The sequence below is a fragment of the Pseudomonas sp. GV105 genome, from assembly GCF_003058185.1.
In the GTDB taxonomy this organism is placed as follows: Bacteria; Pseudomonadota; Gammaproteobacteria; order Pseudomonadales; family Pseudomonadaceae; genus Aquipseudomonas; species Aquipseudomonas veronii.
The window spans coordinates 225,814-243,041 of sequence record NZ_QBUF01000006.1 but is presented as its reverse complement, the minus strand read 5'-3'; the positions used below and the strand labels follow the sequence as shown (position 1 = coordinate 243,041).

General features: G+C 62.5%; 16 protein-coding genes. 12 read left to right on the top strand and 4 right to left on the bottom strand.

Annotated features, from left to right (window positions below; genetic code table 11):
• The 10 genes from nuoE to nuoN all read left to right on the top strand — a co-directional run bounded on the left by nuoE (nucleotide 1) and on the right by nuoN (nucleotide 11,997).
• On the top strand, nucleotides 1-498 hold the full coding sequence (gene nuoE, locus C8K66_RS13780; protein ID WP_017848059.1) for an NADH-quinone oxidoreductase subunit NuoE: 498 nt from the start codon (nucleotides 1-3) through the stop codon (nucleotides 496-498).
• Nucleotides 495-1,850, top strand: coding sequence for an NADH-quinone oxidoreductase subunit NuoF (nuoF, locus tag C8K66_RS13775; RefSeq protein WP_108525107.1), 1,356 nt, complete (start codon nucleotides 495-497; stop codon nucleotides 1,848-1,850). The genes nuoE and nuoF overlap by 4 nt, the downstream gene beginning before the upstream one ends.
• 135 nt (nucleotides 1,851-1,985) lie before the next feature.
• Nucleotides 1,986-4,700, top strand: a complete 2,715-nt coding sequence (gene nuoG, locus C8K66_RS13770) for an NADH-quinone oxidoreductase subunit NuoG (RefSeq protein WP_108525105.1) — start codon at nucleotides 1,986-1,988, stop codon at nucleotides 4,698-4,700.
• Entirely contained in the window at nucleotides 4,697-5,704 is a 1,008-nt protein-coding gene (gene nuoH / locus C8K66_RS13765; RefSeq protein ID WP_017848062.1) for an NADH-quinone oxidoreductase subunit NuoH, read from the top strand. Before nuoG ends, nuoH begins: the two co-directional genes overlap by 4 nt.
• Before the next feature lie 11 nt (nucleotides 5,705-5,715).
• A complete protein-coding gene (gene nuoI / locus C8K66_RS13760) occupies nucleotides 5,716-6,264 on the top strand; it encodes an NADH-quinone oxidoreductase subunit NuoI (RefSeq protein ID WP_003174725.1) in 549 nt (182 codons plus the stop codon).
• Between the two features lie 9 nt (nucleotides 6,265-6,273).
• Entirely contained in the window at nucleotides 6,274-6,777 is a 504-nt protein-coding gene (gene nuoJ / locus C8K66_RS13755; protein ID WP_017848063.1) for an NADH-quinone oxidoreductase subunit J, read from the top strand.
• A gap of 2 nt (nucleotides 6,778-6,779) precedes the next feature.
• Complete coding sequence (gene nuoK, locus C8K66_RS13750) at nucleotides 6,780-7,088, top strand: NADH-quinone oxidoreductase subunit NuoK (protein ID WP_026140165.1); 309 nt, start codon at nucleotides 6,780-6,782, stop codon at nucleotides 7,086-7,088.
• Nucleotides 7,085-8,938, top strand: coding sequence for an NADH-quinone oxidoreductase subunit L (gene nuoL, locus C8K66_RS13745; RefSeq protein ID WP_017848065.1), 1,854 nt, complete (start codon nucleotides 7,085-7,087; stop codon nucleotides 8,936-8,938). The genes nuoK and nuoL overlap by 4 nt, the downstream gene beginning before the upstream one ends.
• 55 nt (nucleotides 8,939-8,993) lie before the next feature.
• Complete coding sequence (gene nuoM / locus C8K66_RS13740) at nucleotides 8,994-10,526, top strand: NADH-quinone oxidoreductase subunit M (protein WP_010566880.1); 1,533 nt, start codon at nucleotides 8,994-8,996, stop codon at nucleotides 10,524-10,526.
• 7 nt (nucleotides 10,527-10,533) lie between these two features.
• Complete coding sequence (nuoN, locus tag C8K66_RS13735) at nucleotides 10,534-11,997, top strand: NADH-quinone oxidoreductase subunit NuoN (protein WP_017848066.1); 1,464 nt, start codon at nucleotides 10,534-10,536, stop codon at nucleotides 11,995-11,997.
• An 88-nt stretch (nucleotides 11,998-12,085) separates the two neighbouring features.
• On the opposite strand, the gene C8K66_RS13730 is transcribed toward nuoN, so the two are convergent.
• Nucleotides 12,086-12,910, bottom strand: a complete 825-nt coding sequence (locus tag C8K66_RS13730) for an arylamine N-acetyltransferase (RefSeq protein WP_108525103.1) — start codon at nucleotides 12,908-12,910, stop codon at nucleotides 12,086-12,088.
• Nucleotides 12,911-13,030: 120 nt separating this feature from the next.
• Here C8K66_RS13730 and C8K66_RS13725 point away from each other — a divergent pair, with 120 nt between their 5' ends.
• Together C8K66_RS13725 and C8K66_RS13720 are read left to right on the top strand one after the other, a co-directional pair.
• On the top strand, nucleotides 13,031-13,267 hold the full coding sequence (locus C8K66_RS13725) for a DUF6555 family protein (RefSeq protein WP_046382905.1): 237 nt from the start codon (nucleotides 13,031-13,033) through the stop codon (nucleotides 13,265-13,267).
• Nucleotides 13,268-13,491: 224 nt separating this feature from the next.
• Nucleotides 13,492-14,013 carry a DUF3087 domain-containing protein gene (locus C8K66_RS13720; protein WP_046382904.1) on the top strand — a complete coding sequence of 174 codons (522 nt, stop codon included), beginning with the start codon at nucleotides 13,492-13,494 and terminating at the stop codon, nucleotides 14,011-14,013.
• Here C8K66_RS13720 and C8K66_RS13715 read toward each other — a convergent pair.
• The 3 genes from C8K66_RS13715 to C8K66_RS13705 all read right to left on the bottom strand — a co-directional run bounded on the left by C8K66_RS13715 (nucleotide 14,010) and on the right by C8K66_RS13705 (nucleotide 17,059).
• Entirely contained in the window at nucleotides 14,010-14,450 is a 441-nt protein-coding gene (locus tag C8K66_RS13715) for an MEKHLA domain-containing protein (RefSeq protein ID WP_046382903.1), read from the bottom strand. The genes C8K66_RS13720 and C8K66_RS13715 overlap by 4 nt on opposite strands.
• A 43-nt stretch (nucleotides 14,451-14,493) precedes the next feature.
• Nucleotides 14,494-15,624: an MFS transporter gene (locus tag C8K66_RS13710; protein ID WP_057004425.1), complete on the bottom strand. Its 1,131-nt coding sequence runs from the start codon at nucleotides 15,622-15,624 to the stop codon at nucleotides 14,494-14,496.
• Nucleotides 15,625-15,694: 70 nt separating this feature from the next.
• Nucleotides 15,695-17,059 carry an MFS transporter gene (locus tag C8K66_RS13705; RefSeq protein ID WP_046382901.1) on the bottom strand — a complete coding sequence of 455 codons (1,365 nt, stop codon included), beginning with the start codon at nucleotides 17,057-17,059 and terminating at the stop codon, nucleotides 15,695-15,697.
• Nucleotides 17,060-17,228: the final 169 nt, after the last annotated feature.

The following is a 17,228-nucleotide window of genomic DNA, read 5'->3' as shown; positions in this document are numbered from 1 at the left end:
ATGAATAACACGCTTATCCAGACAGACCGTTTCACCTTGAGTGAAACCGAGCGCTCGGCCATCGAGCACGAGCTGCATCACTACGAAGACCCGCGCGCGGCGTCGATCGAAGCCTTGAAGATCGTCCAGAAGGAACGTGGCTGGGTGCCGGACGGCGCCCTCTACGCCATCGGCGAGATCCTCGGCATCCCCGCCAGCGACGTTGAAGGCGTGGCCACGTTCTACAGCCAGATCTTCCGCCAGCCCGTGGGCCGCCATATCATTCGCGTATGCGACAGCATGGTCTGCTACATCGGTGGTCACGAGTCGGTGGTCAGCGAGATCCAGAACAAGCTTGGCATCGGCCTCGGCCAGACCACCCCGGACGGCCGCTTCACGCTGCTGCCGGTGTGCTGCCTGGGCAACTGCGACAAGGCGCCGGCGTTGATGATCGACGACGACACATTCGGTGACGTGCAGCCTGCTGGCGTGACCCAATTGCTCGAGGGCTACCCATGACCCTGACTTCCTTCGGCCCGGCCAACCGCATCAAGCGGTCGCCCGAGACTCACCCGCTGACCTGGCGCCTGCGTGACGATGCCGAGCCGGTATGGCTCGAGGAGTACCAGGCCAAGAACGGTTACGCCGCTGCGCGCAAAGCCTTCGCCGACATGGCCCAGGACGATATCGTCCAGACCGTGAAGGACGCCGGCCTCAAGGGCCGCGGCGGCGCAGGCTTCCCCACTGGCGTGAAGTGGGGCCTGATGCCCAAAGACGAATCCATCAACATCCGCTACCTGCTGTGCAACGCGGATGAAATGGAGCCGAACACCTGGAAAGACCGCATGCTGATGGAGCAACTGCCCCATCTGCTGATCGAAGGCATGCTGATCAGCGCCCGCGCGCTGAAAACCTACCGCGGCTACATCTTCCTGCGTGGCGAATACACCACCGCCGCCAAGCACCTCAACCGTGCCGTGCAAGAAGCCAAGGCTGCGGGCCTGCTGGGCAAGAACATCCTCGGTTCGGGTTTCGACTTCGAACTGTTCGTACACACCGGCGCCGGGCGTTATATCTGCGGTGAAGAAACCGCACTGATCAACTCCCTCGAAGGCCGCCGCGCCAACCCGCGTTCCAAGCCGCCCTTCCCTGCCGCCGTCGGCGTGTGGGGCAAGCCGACTTGCGTGAACAACGTCGAAACCCTGTGCAACGTGCCGGCGATCATTGCCGACGGCGTGGACTGGTACAAATCGTTGGCCCGCGAAGGCAGTGAAGACATGGGCACCAAGCTCATGGGCTTCTCCGGCAAGGTCAAGAACCCTGGCCTGTGGGAACTGCCATTCGGCGTGACCGCGCGCGAGCTGTTCGAGGACTACGCCGGCGGCATGCGCGACGGCTACACCCTCAAGGCCTGGCAGCCAGGCGGCGCCGGCACCGGCTTCCTGCTCCCCGAGCACCTCGACGCACAGATGTATGCCGGCGGCATCGGCAAGGTGGGCACCCGGATGGGTACTGGCCTGGCGATGGCGGTGGACAACACCGTGAACATGGTCTCGCTGCTGCGCAACATGGAGCAGTTCTTTGCCCGTGAATCCTGCGGTTTCTGCACTCCGTGCCGCGACGGTCTGCCGTGGAGCGTCAAGCTGCTGATGGCGCTGGAAAAAGGCGAAGGCCGCGAGGGTGACATCGATACCCTGCTGGGGCTGGTCGGTTTCCTCGGCCCAGGCAAGACCTTCTGTGCTCACGCACCGGGCGCCGTGGAGCCATTGGGCAGCGCAATCAAATATTTCCGCTCGGAGTTCGAAGCCGGCATCGCGCCTACCAGCGCCGCCGTCCCGCCTCTGGCGAGGCCGATCGTAGTCGGCGCGTAACGCTTAAACAGGCGAAGGGTCCGTGCCCTTCGCCTCGTCATGTGCTGACGCCGTCAAGGCTGTGTTGATGCACATGAATAACAAGATTCCATTAGCCACGCCCGCTGACAACGGGCCAACGAAGATCTTTGAACCATGGCCACTATCCACGTAGACGGCAAAGCGCTCGAAGTCGATGGGGCAGACAACCTGTTACAGGCGTGTCTGTCACTAGGCCTCGACATCCCTTATTTCTGCTGGCACCCCGCTCTTGGTAGCGTCGGTGCCTGTCGCCAGTGTGCGGTCAAGCAGTACACCGACGAGAACGACACCCGTGGTCGCATCGTCATGTCCTGCATGACCCCAGCCACCGACAACACCTGGATCTCCATCGACGATGAAGAATCCAAGGCGTTCCGCGCCAGTGTCGTCGAATGGCTGATGACCAATCACCCTCACGACTGCCCGGTCTGTGAGGAAGGCGGCCACTGCCACCTGCAAGACATGACGGTGATGACCGGCCACAACGAGCGCCGCTATCGCTTCACCAAGCGCACCCACCAGAACCAGGAACTGGGCCCGTTCATTTCCCACGAAATGAACCGCTGCATCGCCTGCTACCGCTGCGTGCGCTTCTATAAAGACTACGCTGGCGGCACCGACCTCGGCGTCTTCGGCGCCCACGACAACGTGTACTTCGGTCGCGTTGAAGACGGCGTACTGGAAAGCGAATTCTCCGGCAACCTCACCGAAGTCTGCCCGACCGGTGTGTTCACCGACAAGACGCACTCCGAGCGCTACAACCGCAAGTGGGACATGCAGTTCGCCCCGAGCATCTGCCATGGCTGCTCCAGCGGTTGCAACATCTCCCCGGGCGAGCGCTACGGCGAACTGCGTCGCATCGAAAACCGCTTCAACGGTTCGGTCAACCAGTACTTCCTGTGCGACCGTGGCCGTTTCGGCTATGGCTACGTCAACCGCGAAGACCGCCCACGCCAGCCACTGCTGGCCGGCGGCGCGAAGCTGAACACCGACGAAGCCCTGGATAAAGCCGCCGACCTGCTGCGCGGTCGCAACATCGTCGGCATCGGTTCGCCGCGTGCCAGCCTCGAAAGCAACTACGCGTTGCGCGAACTGGTCGGCGCCGAGCACTTCTACTGCGGTATCGAAGCCGCTGAACTGGAGCGCATCCGCCTGGTCCTGCAAGTGCTGAACGACAGCCCGCTGCCAGTGCCGAACATGCGCGACATCGAAGACCACGATGCGATCTTCGTGCTCGGTGAAGACCTCACCCAGACCGCCGCACGTATGGCCCTGTCGCTGCGCCAGTCGGTCAAAGGCAAGGCCGAAGCCATGGCCGACGCCATGCGCGTACAGCCTTGGCTCGACGCCGCGGTGAAAAACATCGGCCAGCACGCGCTGAACCCGCTGTTTATCGCCAGCCTGGCCGAAACCAAGCTCGACGACATCGCCGAAGAATGCGTACACGCAGCGCCAGATGACCTGGCCCGCCTCGGTTTCGCCGTGGCCCACGCCCTTGACGCCAGCGCGCCGGCCGTCGAAGGTCTGGACGCTGAAGCCGTGGCACTTGCCCAACGCATCGCCGACGCCCTGCTGGCGGCCAAGCGCCCACTGATCATCGCCGGCACCTCGCTGGGTTCCAAGGCGCTGATCGAAGCGGCGGCCAACATCGCCAAGGCCTTGAAGCTGCGCGAGAAGAACGGTTCCATCAGCCTGATCGTGCCGGAAGCCAACAGCCTCGGCCTGGCCATGCTCGGTGGCGACTCCGTCGACAGCGCCCTGCAAGCCGTGATCGACGGCAAAGCCGACGCCCTGGTAGTGCTGGAAAACGACCTGTACACCCGCACGGATTCGGCCAAGGTCGACGCCGCGCTGAACGCTGCCAAAGTGCTGATCGTCGCCGACCACCAGAAGACCGCTACCAGCGAGCGTGCCGACCTGGTATTGCCGGCCGCGACCTTCGCCGAAGGCGATGGCACCCTGGTCAGCCAGGAAGGCCGCGCCCAGCGCTTCTTCCAGGTGTTCGATCCGAAGTACATGGACGCCAGCATCCTGGTTCACGAAGGCTGGCGCTGGCTGCATGCCCTGCGCTCGACTCTGCTCAATCAGCCGATCGACTGGACCCAACTCGACCACGTCACCGCAGCCGTCGCGGCGAGCGCCCCGCAACTGGCGCGTATCGTCGACGCTGCACCGTCCGCCGCGTTCCGCATCAAGGGCATGAAACTCGCCCGTGAGCCGCTGCGCTACTCCGGTCGTACCGCCATGCGGGCCGACATCAGCGTGCATGAACCGCGTACTCCGCAAGACAACGACACCGCGTTCGCCTTCTCCATGGAAGGTTACTCGGGTTCGGTCGAGCCGCGTCAGCAAGTGCCATTTGCCTGGTCGCCGGGCTGGAACTCGCCGCAGGCCTGGAACAAGTTCCAGGACGAAGTCGGTGGTCACATCCGCGCTGGCGACCCGGGCACCCGCCTGATCGAACCCCAGGGCGATGCGTTGAACTGGTTCGCCGCCGTACCGCGTCCGTTCAACCCGGCCCAGGGCACCTGGCAGGTTGTGCCGTTCTTCCACCTGTTCGGCAGCGACGAGACCTCGTCCAAAGCCGCACCGGTTCAAGAACGCATCCCGGCTGCCTACGTGTCCCTGGCCAAGTCCGAAGCCGACCGTCTCGGCGTCAACGATGGTGCCCTGCTCAGTCTGAACGTCGCGGGCAAGACCCTGCGTCTGCCGCTGCGCATCAACGACGAGTTGGGTGCCGGCCTGGTTGCACTGCCAAAAGGCATCGCCGGTATTCCACCGTCGATCTTTGGCCAAACCGTTGACGGTCTGCAGGAGGCAGCGCAATGACCTGGTTCACCCCTGAAGTCATCGATGTGATCATTGCGGTCGTCAAGGCCATCGTGATCCTGTTGGCCGTGGTCGTGGCGGGCGCCCTGCTCAGCTTCGTCGAACGTCGCCTGCTGGGCTGGTGGCAGGACCGTTACGGTCCGAACCGCGTTGGCCCGTTCGGCATGTTCCAGATCGCTGCCGACATGCTGAAAATGTTCTTCAAGGAAGACTGGACCCCGCCGTTTGCCGACAAGGTGATCTTCACCCTGGCACCGGTCGTGGCCATGAGCGCCTTGCTGATCGCCTTCTCGATCATCCCGATCACCCCGACCTGGGGCGTGGCGGACCTGAACATCGGCTTGCTGTTCTTCTTCGCCATGGCCGGTTTGTCGGTCTACGCGGTGCTGTTCGCCGGCTGGGCCAGTAACAACAAGTTCGCCCTGCTGGGCAGCTTGCGGGCCTCGGCCCAGACCGTGTCCTACGAAGTGTTCATGGGCCTCGCGCTGATGGGCATCGTGGTGCAGGTCGGCTCGTTCAACATGCGCGACATCGTCGAGTACCAGGCGCAGAACCTGTGGTTCATCATTCCGCAGTTCTTTGGCTTCTGTACGTTCTTCATCGCTGGCGTCGCCGTGACTCACCGTCACCCGTTCGACCAACCGGAAGCGGAACAGGAACTGGCCGACGGTTACCACATTGAATATGCCGGCATGAAATGGGGCATGTTCTTCGTCGGTGAGTACATCGGCATCATCTTGATCTCGGCCCTGCTGGTCACGCTGTTCTTCGGCGGCTGGCACGGTCCGTTCGGCATCCTGCCGCAGCTGGCGATCTTCTGGTTCTTACTGAAGACCGCGTTCTTCATCATGCTGTTTATCCTGCTGCGCGCTTCCATTCCGCGTCCACGGTATGACCAGGTGATGGATTTCAGCTGGCGCTTCTGCCTGCCGCTGACCCTGATCAATTTGCTGGTGACGGCTGCCGTTGTGTTGTTGAACACGCCCGCGGGCGCGGTTCAGTGAGGATTTGACCCATGTTCAAATATATTGGCGACATCGTTAAGGGTACCGGTACCCAGTTGCGAAGCCTGGTGATGGTGTTCGGTCACGGCTTTCGCAAACGCGACACCCTGCAATACCCGGAAGAAGCGGTGTACCTGCCGCCGCGCTATCGCGGCCGCATCGTACTGACCCGCGACCCCGATGGCGAAGAGCGTTGCGTAGCCTGCAACCTGTGCGCCGTGGCGTGCCCGGTGGGTTGCATCTCCCTGCAGAAAGCTGAAACCGAAGACGGTCGCTGGTACCCGGACTTCTTCCGCATCAACTTCTCGCGCTGCATTTTTTGCGGCCTCTGCGAGGAAGCTTGCCCGACCACCGCGATCCAGCTCACACCGGATTTCGAGATGGCCGAGTTCAAACGTCAGGACCTGGTGTACGAGAAAGAAGATCTGCTGATCTCTGGTCCCGGTAAAAACCCTGATTACAACTTCTATCGTGTTGCAGGTATGGCCGTTGCCGGTAAGCCGAAAGGCGCCGCACAAAACGAAGCCGAGCCGATCAACGTGAAGAGCTTGCTGCCTTAAGGAAGAAAGATGGAATTCGCTTTCTATTTCGCATCGGGTATTGCAGTGGTGTCCACGCTTCGCGTGGTCACCAACACCAACCCCGTGCACGCCCTGCTCTACCTGATCATTTCGCTGATCGCCGTGGCCATGACCTTTTTCAGCCTCGGCGCACCGTTCGCCGGTGTACTGGAAGTGATCGCCTACGCTGGCGCCATCATGGTGCTGTTCGTGTTTGTGGTGATGATGCTCAACCTCGGGCCGGCCTCGGTCGCCCAGGAACGCGTCTGGCTCAAGCCGGGCATCTGGCTCGGCCCGGTGGTCCTCGCCGCGCTGCTGCTGGCTGAACTGCTGTATGTCCTGTTCGCTCACCAGAGCGGCCAGGCCATCGGCCACACCACCGTTGGCGCGAAGGCCGTGGGCGTCAGCCTGTTCGGCCCGTATCTGCTGGTGGTCGAACTGGCTTCGATGCTGCTGCTCGCCGCAGTCATCACCGCCTTCCACTTGGGCCGTAACGAAGCCAAGGAGCAATGATGATGCCTGCTATCCCTTTGGAGCATGGTCTGGCGGTCGCCGGCATCCTGTTCTGCCTTGGCCTGGTCGGCCTGATGGTTCGCCGTAACATTTTGTTCGTGTTGATGAGCCTGGAAGTCATGATGAACGCTGCGGCACTGGCGTTCATCGTGGCAGGTAGCCGTTGGGGCCAGCCAGATGGACAAGTCATGTTCATCCTGGTGATCAGCCTGGCAGCCGCCGAGGCCAGTATTGGCCTGGCGATCCTGCTGCAACTGTATCGTCGCTTCCACACGCTTGATATCGACGCTGCCAGTGAGATGCGCGGATGAACATGATCTTTCTGACTTTCGTATTTCCCCTGATCGGTTTCCTGCTGCTGTCGTTCTCTCGCGGACGCTGGTCGGAAAACCTCTCGGCCCTGGTCGGCGTGGGCTCCATCGGCCTGTCGGCGATTGTCGCCGCCTACGTCATCTGGCAATTCAACGTCGCGCCGCCGGAAGGCGGCCACTACACCCTGGTGTTGTGGCAGTGGATGTCGGTGGAGGGCTTCAAGCCCAACTTCGCCCTCTACGTCGACGGCCTGTCGATCACCATGCTCGGCGTGGTGGTGGGTGTAGGTTTCCTGATCCACCTGTTCGCGTCCTGGTACATGCGCGGTGAAGCCGGTTACTCGCGCTTCTTCGCGTACACCAACCTGTTTATCGCCAGCATGCTGTTCCTGGTGCTGGGCGATAACCTGTTGTTCCTGTACTTCGGCTGGGAAGGCGTGGGCCTGTGCTCGTACCTGTTGATCGGTTTCTACTACAGCAACCGCAACAACGGTAACGCGGCACTCAAGGCCTTTATCGTGACCCGGATCGGCGACGTGTTCATGGCCATCGGCCTGTTCATCCTGTTCCAACAGGTGGGCACGCTGAACATCCAGGAACTGCTGGTGCTGGCACCGCAGAAATTCCAGGTCGGCGACTTCTGGATCACCCTGGCGACCCTGATGCTGCTGGGCGGCGCTGTCGGTAAATCCGCGCAACTGCCGCTGCAAACCTGGCTCGCGGATGCGATGGCCGGCCCGACGCCTGTTTCGGCACTGATCCACGCCGCAACGATGGTGACCGCGGGTGTCTACCTGATCGCCCGTACCCACGGCCTGTTCACCCTGGCGCCGGACGTCCTGCACCTGGTGGGCGTGGTCGGCGGCGTGACCCTGGTACTGGCCGGCTTCGCCGCGCTGGTGCAGACCGACATCAAGCGTATCCTCGCCTACTCGACCATGAGCCAGATCGGCTACATGTTCCTGGCCCTGGGCGTCGGCGCCTGGGACGCGGCGATCTTCCACCTGATGACCCACGCGTTCTTCAAGGCCCTGCTGTTCCTCGCCTCCGGTGCGGTGATCGTCGCCTGCCACCACGAGCAGAACATCTTCAAGATGGGCGGCTTGTGGAAGAAACTGCCACTGGCCTACGCCAGCTTCATCGTCGGCGGTGCCGCACTCGCAGCCCTGCCATTGGTGACCGCCGGTTTCTACTCGAAAGACGAAATCCTCTGGGAAGCCTTTGCCAGCGGTAACCAGAACCTGCTCTACGCAGGCCTGGTGGGTGCGTTCATGACCTCGCTGTACACCTTCCGCCTGATCTTCATCACCTTCCACGGTGAAGCCAAGACCGAAGCACACGCAGGCCACGGCATCTCCCATTGGCTGCCACTGTCGGTGCTGATCATCCTGTCGACCTTCATCGGCGCCATGATCACCCCGCCACTGGCCGGCGTACTGCCGGAAAGCGTCGGCCATGCCGGCGGCGAAGCCCAGCACAGCCTGGAAATCGCCTCGGGCGCCATTGCCATCGCGGGTATCCTGCTGGCGGCCCTGCTGTTCCTCGGCAAGCGTCGCTTCGTCACTGCCGTCGCCAACAGTGGCATCGGCCGTTTCCTTTCGGCCTGGTGGTTCGCCGCCTGGGGCTTCGACTGGATCTACGACAAACTGTTCGTCAAGCCTTACCTTGCGATCAGCCACGTACTGCGCAAAGACCCGCTCGACCAGACCATCGGTTTGATCCCGCGTGCCGCCAAGGCTAGCCACACCGCCCTGAGCCGCAGCGAGACTGGCCAATTACGTTGGTATGCAGCTTCCATGGCGGCCGGTGCCGTTCTGGTGATCGGCGCCATCGTTGTGGTAGCGGTCTGACCATGTCTAAGTACATTGCGAACTTTGCGAACTTGCGAAAGGAAACGAGCCCGTCATGATTCTGCCCTGGCTAATCCTGATCCCCTTTATCGGCGGCCTGCTCTGCTGGATGGGTGAACGCTTCGGCGCCACCCTCCCCCGCTGGATTGCGTTGCTGACCATGTCCCTGGAACTCGCGCTCGGCCTCTGGCTGTGGGCCCATGGCGACTATTCATTTGCTCCGGCGCCTGGCGCCGATCCGACCTGGGCGCTTGAGTTCAAGCACGTCTGGATCCAGCGCTTCGGCATCAACGTACACCTGGCCCTCGACGGCCTGTCGTTGCTGATGATCCTGCTGACCGGCCTGCTGGGTGTTCTCTCGGTACTCTGCTCCTGGAAAGAGATCCAGCGTCACGTGGGCTTCTTCCACCTGAACCTGATGTGGATCCTGGGCGGCGTGGTCGGCGTGTTCCTCGCCCTCGACCTGTTCATGTTCTTCTTCTTCTGGGAAATGATGCTGGTGCCGATGTACTTCCTCATCGCGCTCTGGGGTCATAGTTCTTCGGACGGCAAGAAAACCCGGATCTACGCGGCGACCAAGTTCTTCATCTTCACCCAGGCTTCCGGCCTGATCATGTTGGTGGCGATCCTCGGTCTGGTCTTGGTCAACTTCAACAGCACGGGCGTGATTACCTTCAACTACGCCGATCTGTTGAAAACCAAGATGTCCCTGACCACCGAGTACATCCTGATGCTGGGCTTCTTCATCGCCTTCGCGGTGAAGCTGCCGGTGGTGCCGTTCCACTCCTGGCTGCCGGATGCCCACGCCCAGGCGCCGACCGCCGGTTCCGTGGACCTGGCCGGTATCCTGCTGAAGACGGCGGCCTACGGCCTGCTGCGTTTCGCCCTGCCGCTGTTCCCGAATGCCTCGGCCGAGTTCGCGCCGATCGCCATGACCCTGGGTCTGATCGGGATCTTCTACGGTGCGTTCCTGGCCTTCGCGCAAACCGACATCAAGCGTCTGGTTGCCTTCTCGTCCGTTTCCCACATGGGTTTCGTACTGATCGGTATCTACTCCGGCAGCCAGGTGGCGTTGCAAGGCGCCGTGATCCAGATGTTGGCGCACGGTGTTTCAGCCGCCGCACTGTTTATCCTCAGTGGTCAGTTGTACGAGCGCCTGCACACCCGTGACATGCGTGAGATGGGTGGCGTGTGGTCGCGCATCGCCTACCTGCCGGCGATCAGCCTGTTCTTTGCCGCCGCGTCCCTGGGCTTGCCGGGCACCGGTAACTTCATCGGCGAGTTCCTGATCCTGATGGGGACCTTCGTGCAGACACCGTGGATCAGCGCCATCGCTACTTCCGGCCTGGTATTCGGTTCGGTCTACTCGCTGATCATGATCCACCGTGCGTACTTCGGTCCGGCCAAGTCCGACACCGTCCTGCGCGGGATGGATGCTCGCGAACTGATCATGGTGCTCGGTATGGCGGTCCTGCTGATCTACATCGGCGTGTACCCACAACCGTTCCTGGACACTTCTGCCGCAACGATGCATGGCGTGCAGCAGTGGTTCGGCACCGCCTTCTCTCAACTCGCTTCGGCCCGGTAAGAGCGCTATGGAATTCACGATCCAACACTTTATCGCGCTTGCGCCGCTGCTGATCACCAGCCTCACCATTGTGGTGGTGATGCTGTCGATCGCCTGGCGTCGCAATCATGCGCAAACCTTCCTGCTGTCCTGTGCGGGTTTGAACCTGGCCTTGCTGTCGATCATCCCGGCACTCAAGGTCGCGCCCCTGGCGGTGACCCCGCTGATGATGATCGATGACTTCGCGCTGCTGTATATCGCGTTGATCCTCGTCGCCACCCTGGCCTGCGTCACCCTCGCCCACGCCTACCTCGGCGAAGGCGGCACCGGCTACCCGGGCAACCGCGAAGAGCTGTACCTGCTGATCCTGCTGGCTGCGGCCGGCGGTATCGTGCTGGTCAGCGCGCAGCACCTGGCCGGTTTGTTCATCGGCCTGGAACTGCTGTCGATCCCGACCTACGGCCTGGTGGCCTACGCCTTCTTCAACAAGCGCTCCCTGGAAGCCGGCATCAAGTACATGGTGCTGTCGGCCGCCGGTTCCGCGTTCCTGTTGTTCGGTATGGCCCTGCTCTACGCCGAAGCCGGCAGCCTGAGCTTCACCGGTATCGGCCACGCCCTGGCGGCCACCAGCATGCCTGCGCCGATCGCCCAACTGGGCCTGGCGATGATGCTGATCGGCCTGGCTTTCAAACTGTCGCTGGTGCCCTTCCACCTGTGGACACCGGACGTGTACGAAGGCGCTCCGGCGCCGGTGGCCGCGTTCCTGGCCACGGCGACGAAAGTTGCGGTGTTTGCGGTGGTGGTGCGTCTGTTCCAGATCTCCCCAGCGGCCAACACCGGCGTGTTGAGCGACGTACTGAGCGTGATCGCCGTTGCCTCGATCCTGTTCGGTAACCTGCTGGCGCTGACCCAGAACAACCTCAAGCGTCTGCTGGGTTACTCGTCCATCGCCCACTTCGGCTACCTGCTGATCGCCCTGGTGGCGAGCAAAGGCCTGGCCCTGGAAGCGATCGGCGTGTATCTGGTCACCTACGTGATCACCAGCCTCGGCGCCTTCGGTGTCATCACCCTGATGTCCTCGCCTTACAAAGGCCGTGACGCCGACGCCCTGTACGAATACCGCGGCCTGTTCTGGCGCCGTCCGTACCTGACCGCCGTGTTGACCCTGATGATGCTGTCCCTGGCCGGTATCCCGCTGACTGCGGGCTTTATCGGCAAGTTCTACATCATCGCGACCGGCGTTGAAGCGCATCAATGGTGGCTGGTTGCCTCGCTCATCCTGGGTAGCGCCATCGGCGTGTTCTACTACCTGCGCGTGATGGTCACCCTGTACCTGATCGAGCCAAACCTGCGTCGTGTGGATGCCGAGCTGCACTGGGAACAGAAAGCCGGTGGCGTGATGCTGCTGGCCATCGCCGTGCTCGCCTTCTTCCTCGGCGTGTACCCACAACCGTTGCTCACTTTGGTGCAGCACGCGGTACTGGGCGTTTGATCGCTTAGCGGTACGCAGTAAACAGAAACGGCACCTTCGGGTGCCGTTTTTGCGTTTATGGGCCAGAGAAGATGCGGCCTCAATGCGTCTAAAGATTGGCCGACACTAAACCATCGAGCGTTTCGCGAAGCCGCTGATGCACCGGCAAACGAAGACCAAAGGTGCCGCGCAGCACATCAAGCAATTCATCGGCACTGGCTATCGCGCGTTTTTCGCTGGGACCGTCCAGGGAGTGCATCGCGTAGTGGCCGTTGTTCAAGGTGTGACGCTTACCCGGCGCGAGCAGTGCCACTTTCAACTGACCGAGAAACGGCGAGCCCGCGTGGGTGGAGACGTACCAGTTGCCGATTTCATAGTCGATGTCTGCCTGCACCTGCAGGTCGAACACATACAAGCCACGCCACTCCCCGCCGACGTCGGCCCACAGGGTGTAGCTGCCGTGCTTAACGGTCAGCCGAAAGGGTTCGTGGGCGGTGGCCTGGATCGCTTCGCTGTCCAGGCGTAACGGGCTGCTCGGCACCATGCCGCCAAAGCCGACGTCGCAGATATAGCGCACACCGTCCACCGTCACCAGGCTCAGGCGATGGGTACGCGCGGTGTGTGCATCCGGTGGCCCGCCCATCACGACCCGTCCGGTGATGCCGCGTGCGTCGAAGCCCAGCTCCTGCAGCAGCTCCAGGAACAGTTGGTTCAGTTCATAGCAATACCCGCCGCGTCCATCGAGCAAGACTTTTTGTTCGACGCTGGGCAGGTCGATCGGCACCGGCAAGCGCAGCAGGGTCGACAGGCTTTCAAAGGCGAACGTACACACATGCCGCAATTGCAGGTCCTGCAAGGTTTGCAGGGTCGGCGGCGGCGGCGCAGCGTAGCCCAGGCGTTGCAGGTACAGGTGGCTTTGGGTCAGGCGGGACATGACGCGATCCTTGGGCGCGTGGCGAAGGCTCCACTATGCCGCCCGGACCGGCAATTTGTCATTTCGAATGAACCTTTTTAAACGCTTTCCTATCCATCTATAACAAGACAGGGAGGCAACATGAGTAGCGCAAAAATCTACACCATTACCTATCAACTGCACGGTCAACCGAAGTCTTTCGTGGTGCGTGCCGAAGTGATGAATAACGCCGAGGCCTGGCACTGGGCGGCCGTTGATGCCGATATTGCGCATGTCAGCCGTATCGGTCGGGTCGGCCACGAACAGGTGAAAAAAACCACCCGGCCCTGGGCCGAGAAGTACGGCATCACCGACGTCAACTGGGTACCGCCCAAATAAACAAACGCCCCGTTCAACGACGGGGCTTTTTTTTCGACAGCATTTGGTTGCTCACGCTCTTTCGGGGCATTGCGTGTGCGATCCGGGCCGGGGCTGCTTGCAATCGATCATAGAGAACGCCCCACACGCCTTCGTTCAACGTGTTTACCGCACACCCCATCGCCAAGCATGAGAAGATGCGGCCCTGCCCTATCCCCTACAAACGCCAAGGAGATTTTCCCCGGATGTTCGAACTCAAACCCTGCGACCCCATCACCTACCGCCAGCAGACCCGTCGCAGTACGTTGATCGTGGCCGTGTTGTTCGTGGCCCTGGCGATGCTGTTGTCGAGCCTGGCGGTGATGCTGTTTGGCGAAGCCGGCGGCGACAACTTTCGCTACAACGTGGGTGGGGTGTTTGCCGGGGTGTTGATCACCCTCGCCCTGGTGCGTGGCCCGTTCTGGACCCAGCCATGGCTGGCGCCGGCGGTGTATGGCTGGCAGCTCAAGCGCAACCTGATGCGCGTGACCAACGTGATGCACAAGGTCACCGACCGCGTGCAAGCCAATGACCCGACGGCGCTCAAGGTGCTGCGGTTCTATCACCTGGGGCTGACGCAGATGCATGAGCTGGACGCCAACTCCAGCGCCCAGGTGCAGTTGGTCGGCGAGATCGAGGCACATAGGGCGAAGATGCAAGCGTTGGGGCTCGATACCGAGCAAACCCGTTTCGACCCGTCCTGGCTGGACAGTTTCAAAGGCGCTTAAGCCAACACCCCGATACGCTGCGCATCCGGCCAGAACAGCGCCGCCTGCCCACACGGCAGGCCGGCGGCATCGAGCAACGTCCACACCACACCGGCATGGATCATGAACGGCTGCTGATGTGCATCCACCCGCCAGCCGCTGTAGCCATGGGCGATGCCGTTGGCGCTGACGTGCTCCAATAACACCTGGCGCGCGGCGCGGTCGAGTTCCGAGGCGCTGAAGCGTGACGGCATGCCGATGAAGGTCTCGCGCGGGTATTTGAAGCACGCCAAGGCGCACGCATTGGCGTAGTTAAACCGCGGGTCCGCCGCGCCATCGTGGGCCAGCAAGCTGTAGGGCGCATGGGCATGCAGCCAGGTCAGGCGTTGCTGTGCGTCCAGATGCTCGGGCGCCGGCAAGCCCTGGCCGGTCCAGTGTCGATAGGCGTCATCCAGCACGCGTACACAGTCTTCTTGTCGGGTCACACACTACCTCACATTGTCAGTTGGAACGCTTTGCCCGCCAGCAGAACACGGCGCTGACGGCTATCGCGGCGCCCGCCAGGCCAAACACCCAAGGGGCCGCGGCGACCGGCAGCAACAACCCCGCCAGCAGCGGCCCGAGGCCGGCGCCGATATCGCGCCATACCGCGTTGGAGGCCAATGCCGACACGCGCATCGAACCGGGGTTGCGTTCGGCCACCAAGGTCGTCACCAGGGGCAACTGCAACGCCCGCAACACCAGCACTGCCGCCGCGCCGACGATCACCCAATAACTGCCGAATGCCGCCAGGGCCAAAGCGCTCAGGAACGAAAACAACAACAGCATCGACGTGGCGCCGAAGCGTTGCGCGGCGCGACCGCCCAGCGGGCTCAGGAGCATTTCCGAGACATAACGCAAGGCCATCAAGGCACCGGCGATCAGCACCGCGTCGCCCCCGAGAAGCTTCTGTGCCTGGATCGACAGGCCAAAGATAAACAGCCCATCCAGCGCCACGCCTTCAATAAACGACCACAGCGCCACGCTGTCGGGCCACTTGAAACGGCGCCCCGGACTGCTGTGCAAATCATGGCCGACAGTAGGCAACCCCCGCGCCATCCACAAGCCCAGCAGGCAGCATCCGGCGAGAATCAGAAAGATCGGACGCGGCCCGGCCCATAAGGTCAGCCAGCCGCCGAGCGGCAATGCGAGCATCGGCCCGAGGGCGATCAAGGCCCGCGACCGCCCTGCCCGGCGTGCGGCCCCCGTCGGCTCGGCGGTCGCCAGCACTTGGGTCGACAAGTTCAACGCGGCAAAACACAAGCCCCAGACCAGCCGCAAGCCCAGCAATGCAGCGAAGCCCGACAGCATCGAGTTACCCAAGGCACACAGCGTCGCGGCACCGGCGGCGATCATGCAGGTCAGACGATCGCCGTGGCGGGCATAGAAATTGAGCACGTGGCGGTAACCGAAAATCCGCACCAGTCGGTTGGCCGCCAGCAGCACCCCGGCCTGGGCCAGCGTGATGCCGAACGCCTGGGATTCCATGGGCAGCAGCAGATAAAGCAACACGTCACTGGGCAGGCATAAAGCCAAGGTCAGCGCGGCGCGGCGGGAGGTGATGTCGGCAGTGCGTTGGGCCTGGCTTGCCATAAATCTGAAACATCCCGAAATATTCAGGTCGCCACCGTAGCCTTCTCGAACGGCTTTTTACAACGCTCGATTAAACCTTTTTGTCATACGGCAACAACCGCAGGCCGCTGGCCACACTGCCCACCAACGCAAACGCACAGCCCAGCCACAACGCGTAGTGCGGGCCGCTGCCCAGGGACCAGTGAAAACACAACGCCACCAGCGACGCTCCCAGCGTCTGCCCCAGCAACCGCGAGATCGCCACAATGCCACTGGCCCCGCCGCTGCGGGCCAAGGGCGCGCTGGTCATCAATGCCTTGAGGTTGGGCGACTGGAAGAACCCGAAACCGGCTCCGCACAAGGCCATGCGCCAGCCGATCTCGAACGCCGACGCATCATTGTGCAACGTCGCCAGGGCCGCCATGCCCACGCTCAGCATCAACAGGCCGATCCCACACAACAGGCCGAGGGACACGCGGTCGGCCAGGCGCCCGGCGACCAAGGCCATCACCGCCACGACCGCAGGCCAGGGCGTCATCAGAAAACCGGTCTCCACCTGGCTGTGCCCGAGCACTGCCTGCAGCAGAAACGGCAGCGACACAAAGGCCAGGCCCTGGGCACTGAAGGCGCAGATCGCCGTGAGCGAAGACAGCGCAAACACCGGGCGCTTGAACAAGTCCACTGCCAGCATCGGCGCCGGGTGCCCGGCCTGGCGGCGCAGCAGCAGCGCACCGCAGACCAGCGCCAGCGCGATCAGGCCCAGGGTCAACGCACCTTGGGCGCCATGCACCGCCGTCCCCAGGCCAAGCACCAGCAAGGCGAACAGCCCGGCACACAACAGCGCGGCAAGACGATCGAAGGCATGCCCGGCCATGGGAATGACCGGCAATGAGCGCAGGCCCAACAGCAGCGCCAGCAACCCCAGCGGCACGTTGATCAGGTACAGCCAGTGCCAACTCGCCACCGACAGGATCGCCGACGCCGCCGTCGGCCCGAGCGTGAACGCCAGCCCCACCACCAGCGAGTTATAGCCCAGGCCGCGCCCGAGCATGCGCGACGGATAGATATGCCGCAGCAACGCCGTGTTGACGCTCATGATCGCGGCCGCACCGAGCCCCTGCACCACCCGCGCAGCCGTGAGCGTCACCAGCGACCCGGCGATCCCGCAAAACAGCGACGATACGATAAACAGCAACAAGCCACCGAGGTACACCCGACGGTGCCCGAGCACATCGCTCAGCGAAGCGAAGGGCAACACCGTGGCAATGATCGCCAACTGGTAGGCATTGACCACCCAGATCACCGACGCGGAGTCGGTGCCAATGCCGTCGGCCAGGGTCGGCAGCGCCGTGTTGACGATGGCCGTGTCCAGGGTCGCCATGCCGATGCCCAGGGAAATGGCGATCACCGCCGGCAGGCGTTTATTCAGGGGCAGCCCATCGGCAACAGAAGACATGCACAATCCGCACAGGTGACAAAAGGCCTCTAGATTACGGGCTGCGACGATTTTTTCCAGTCGCCAATGCGTTGGCTGTCAACATCTTCATGTTGCCTGCACCCGTAAAAAAAACGCGCCAACTCCGTATCGGTGATGGCGCGTGTACTGACGCAATGACCCAGGCAAA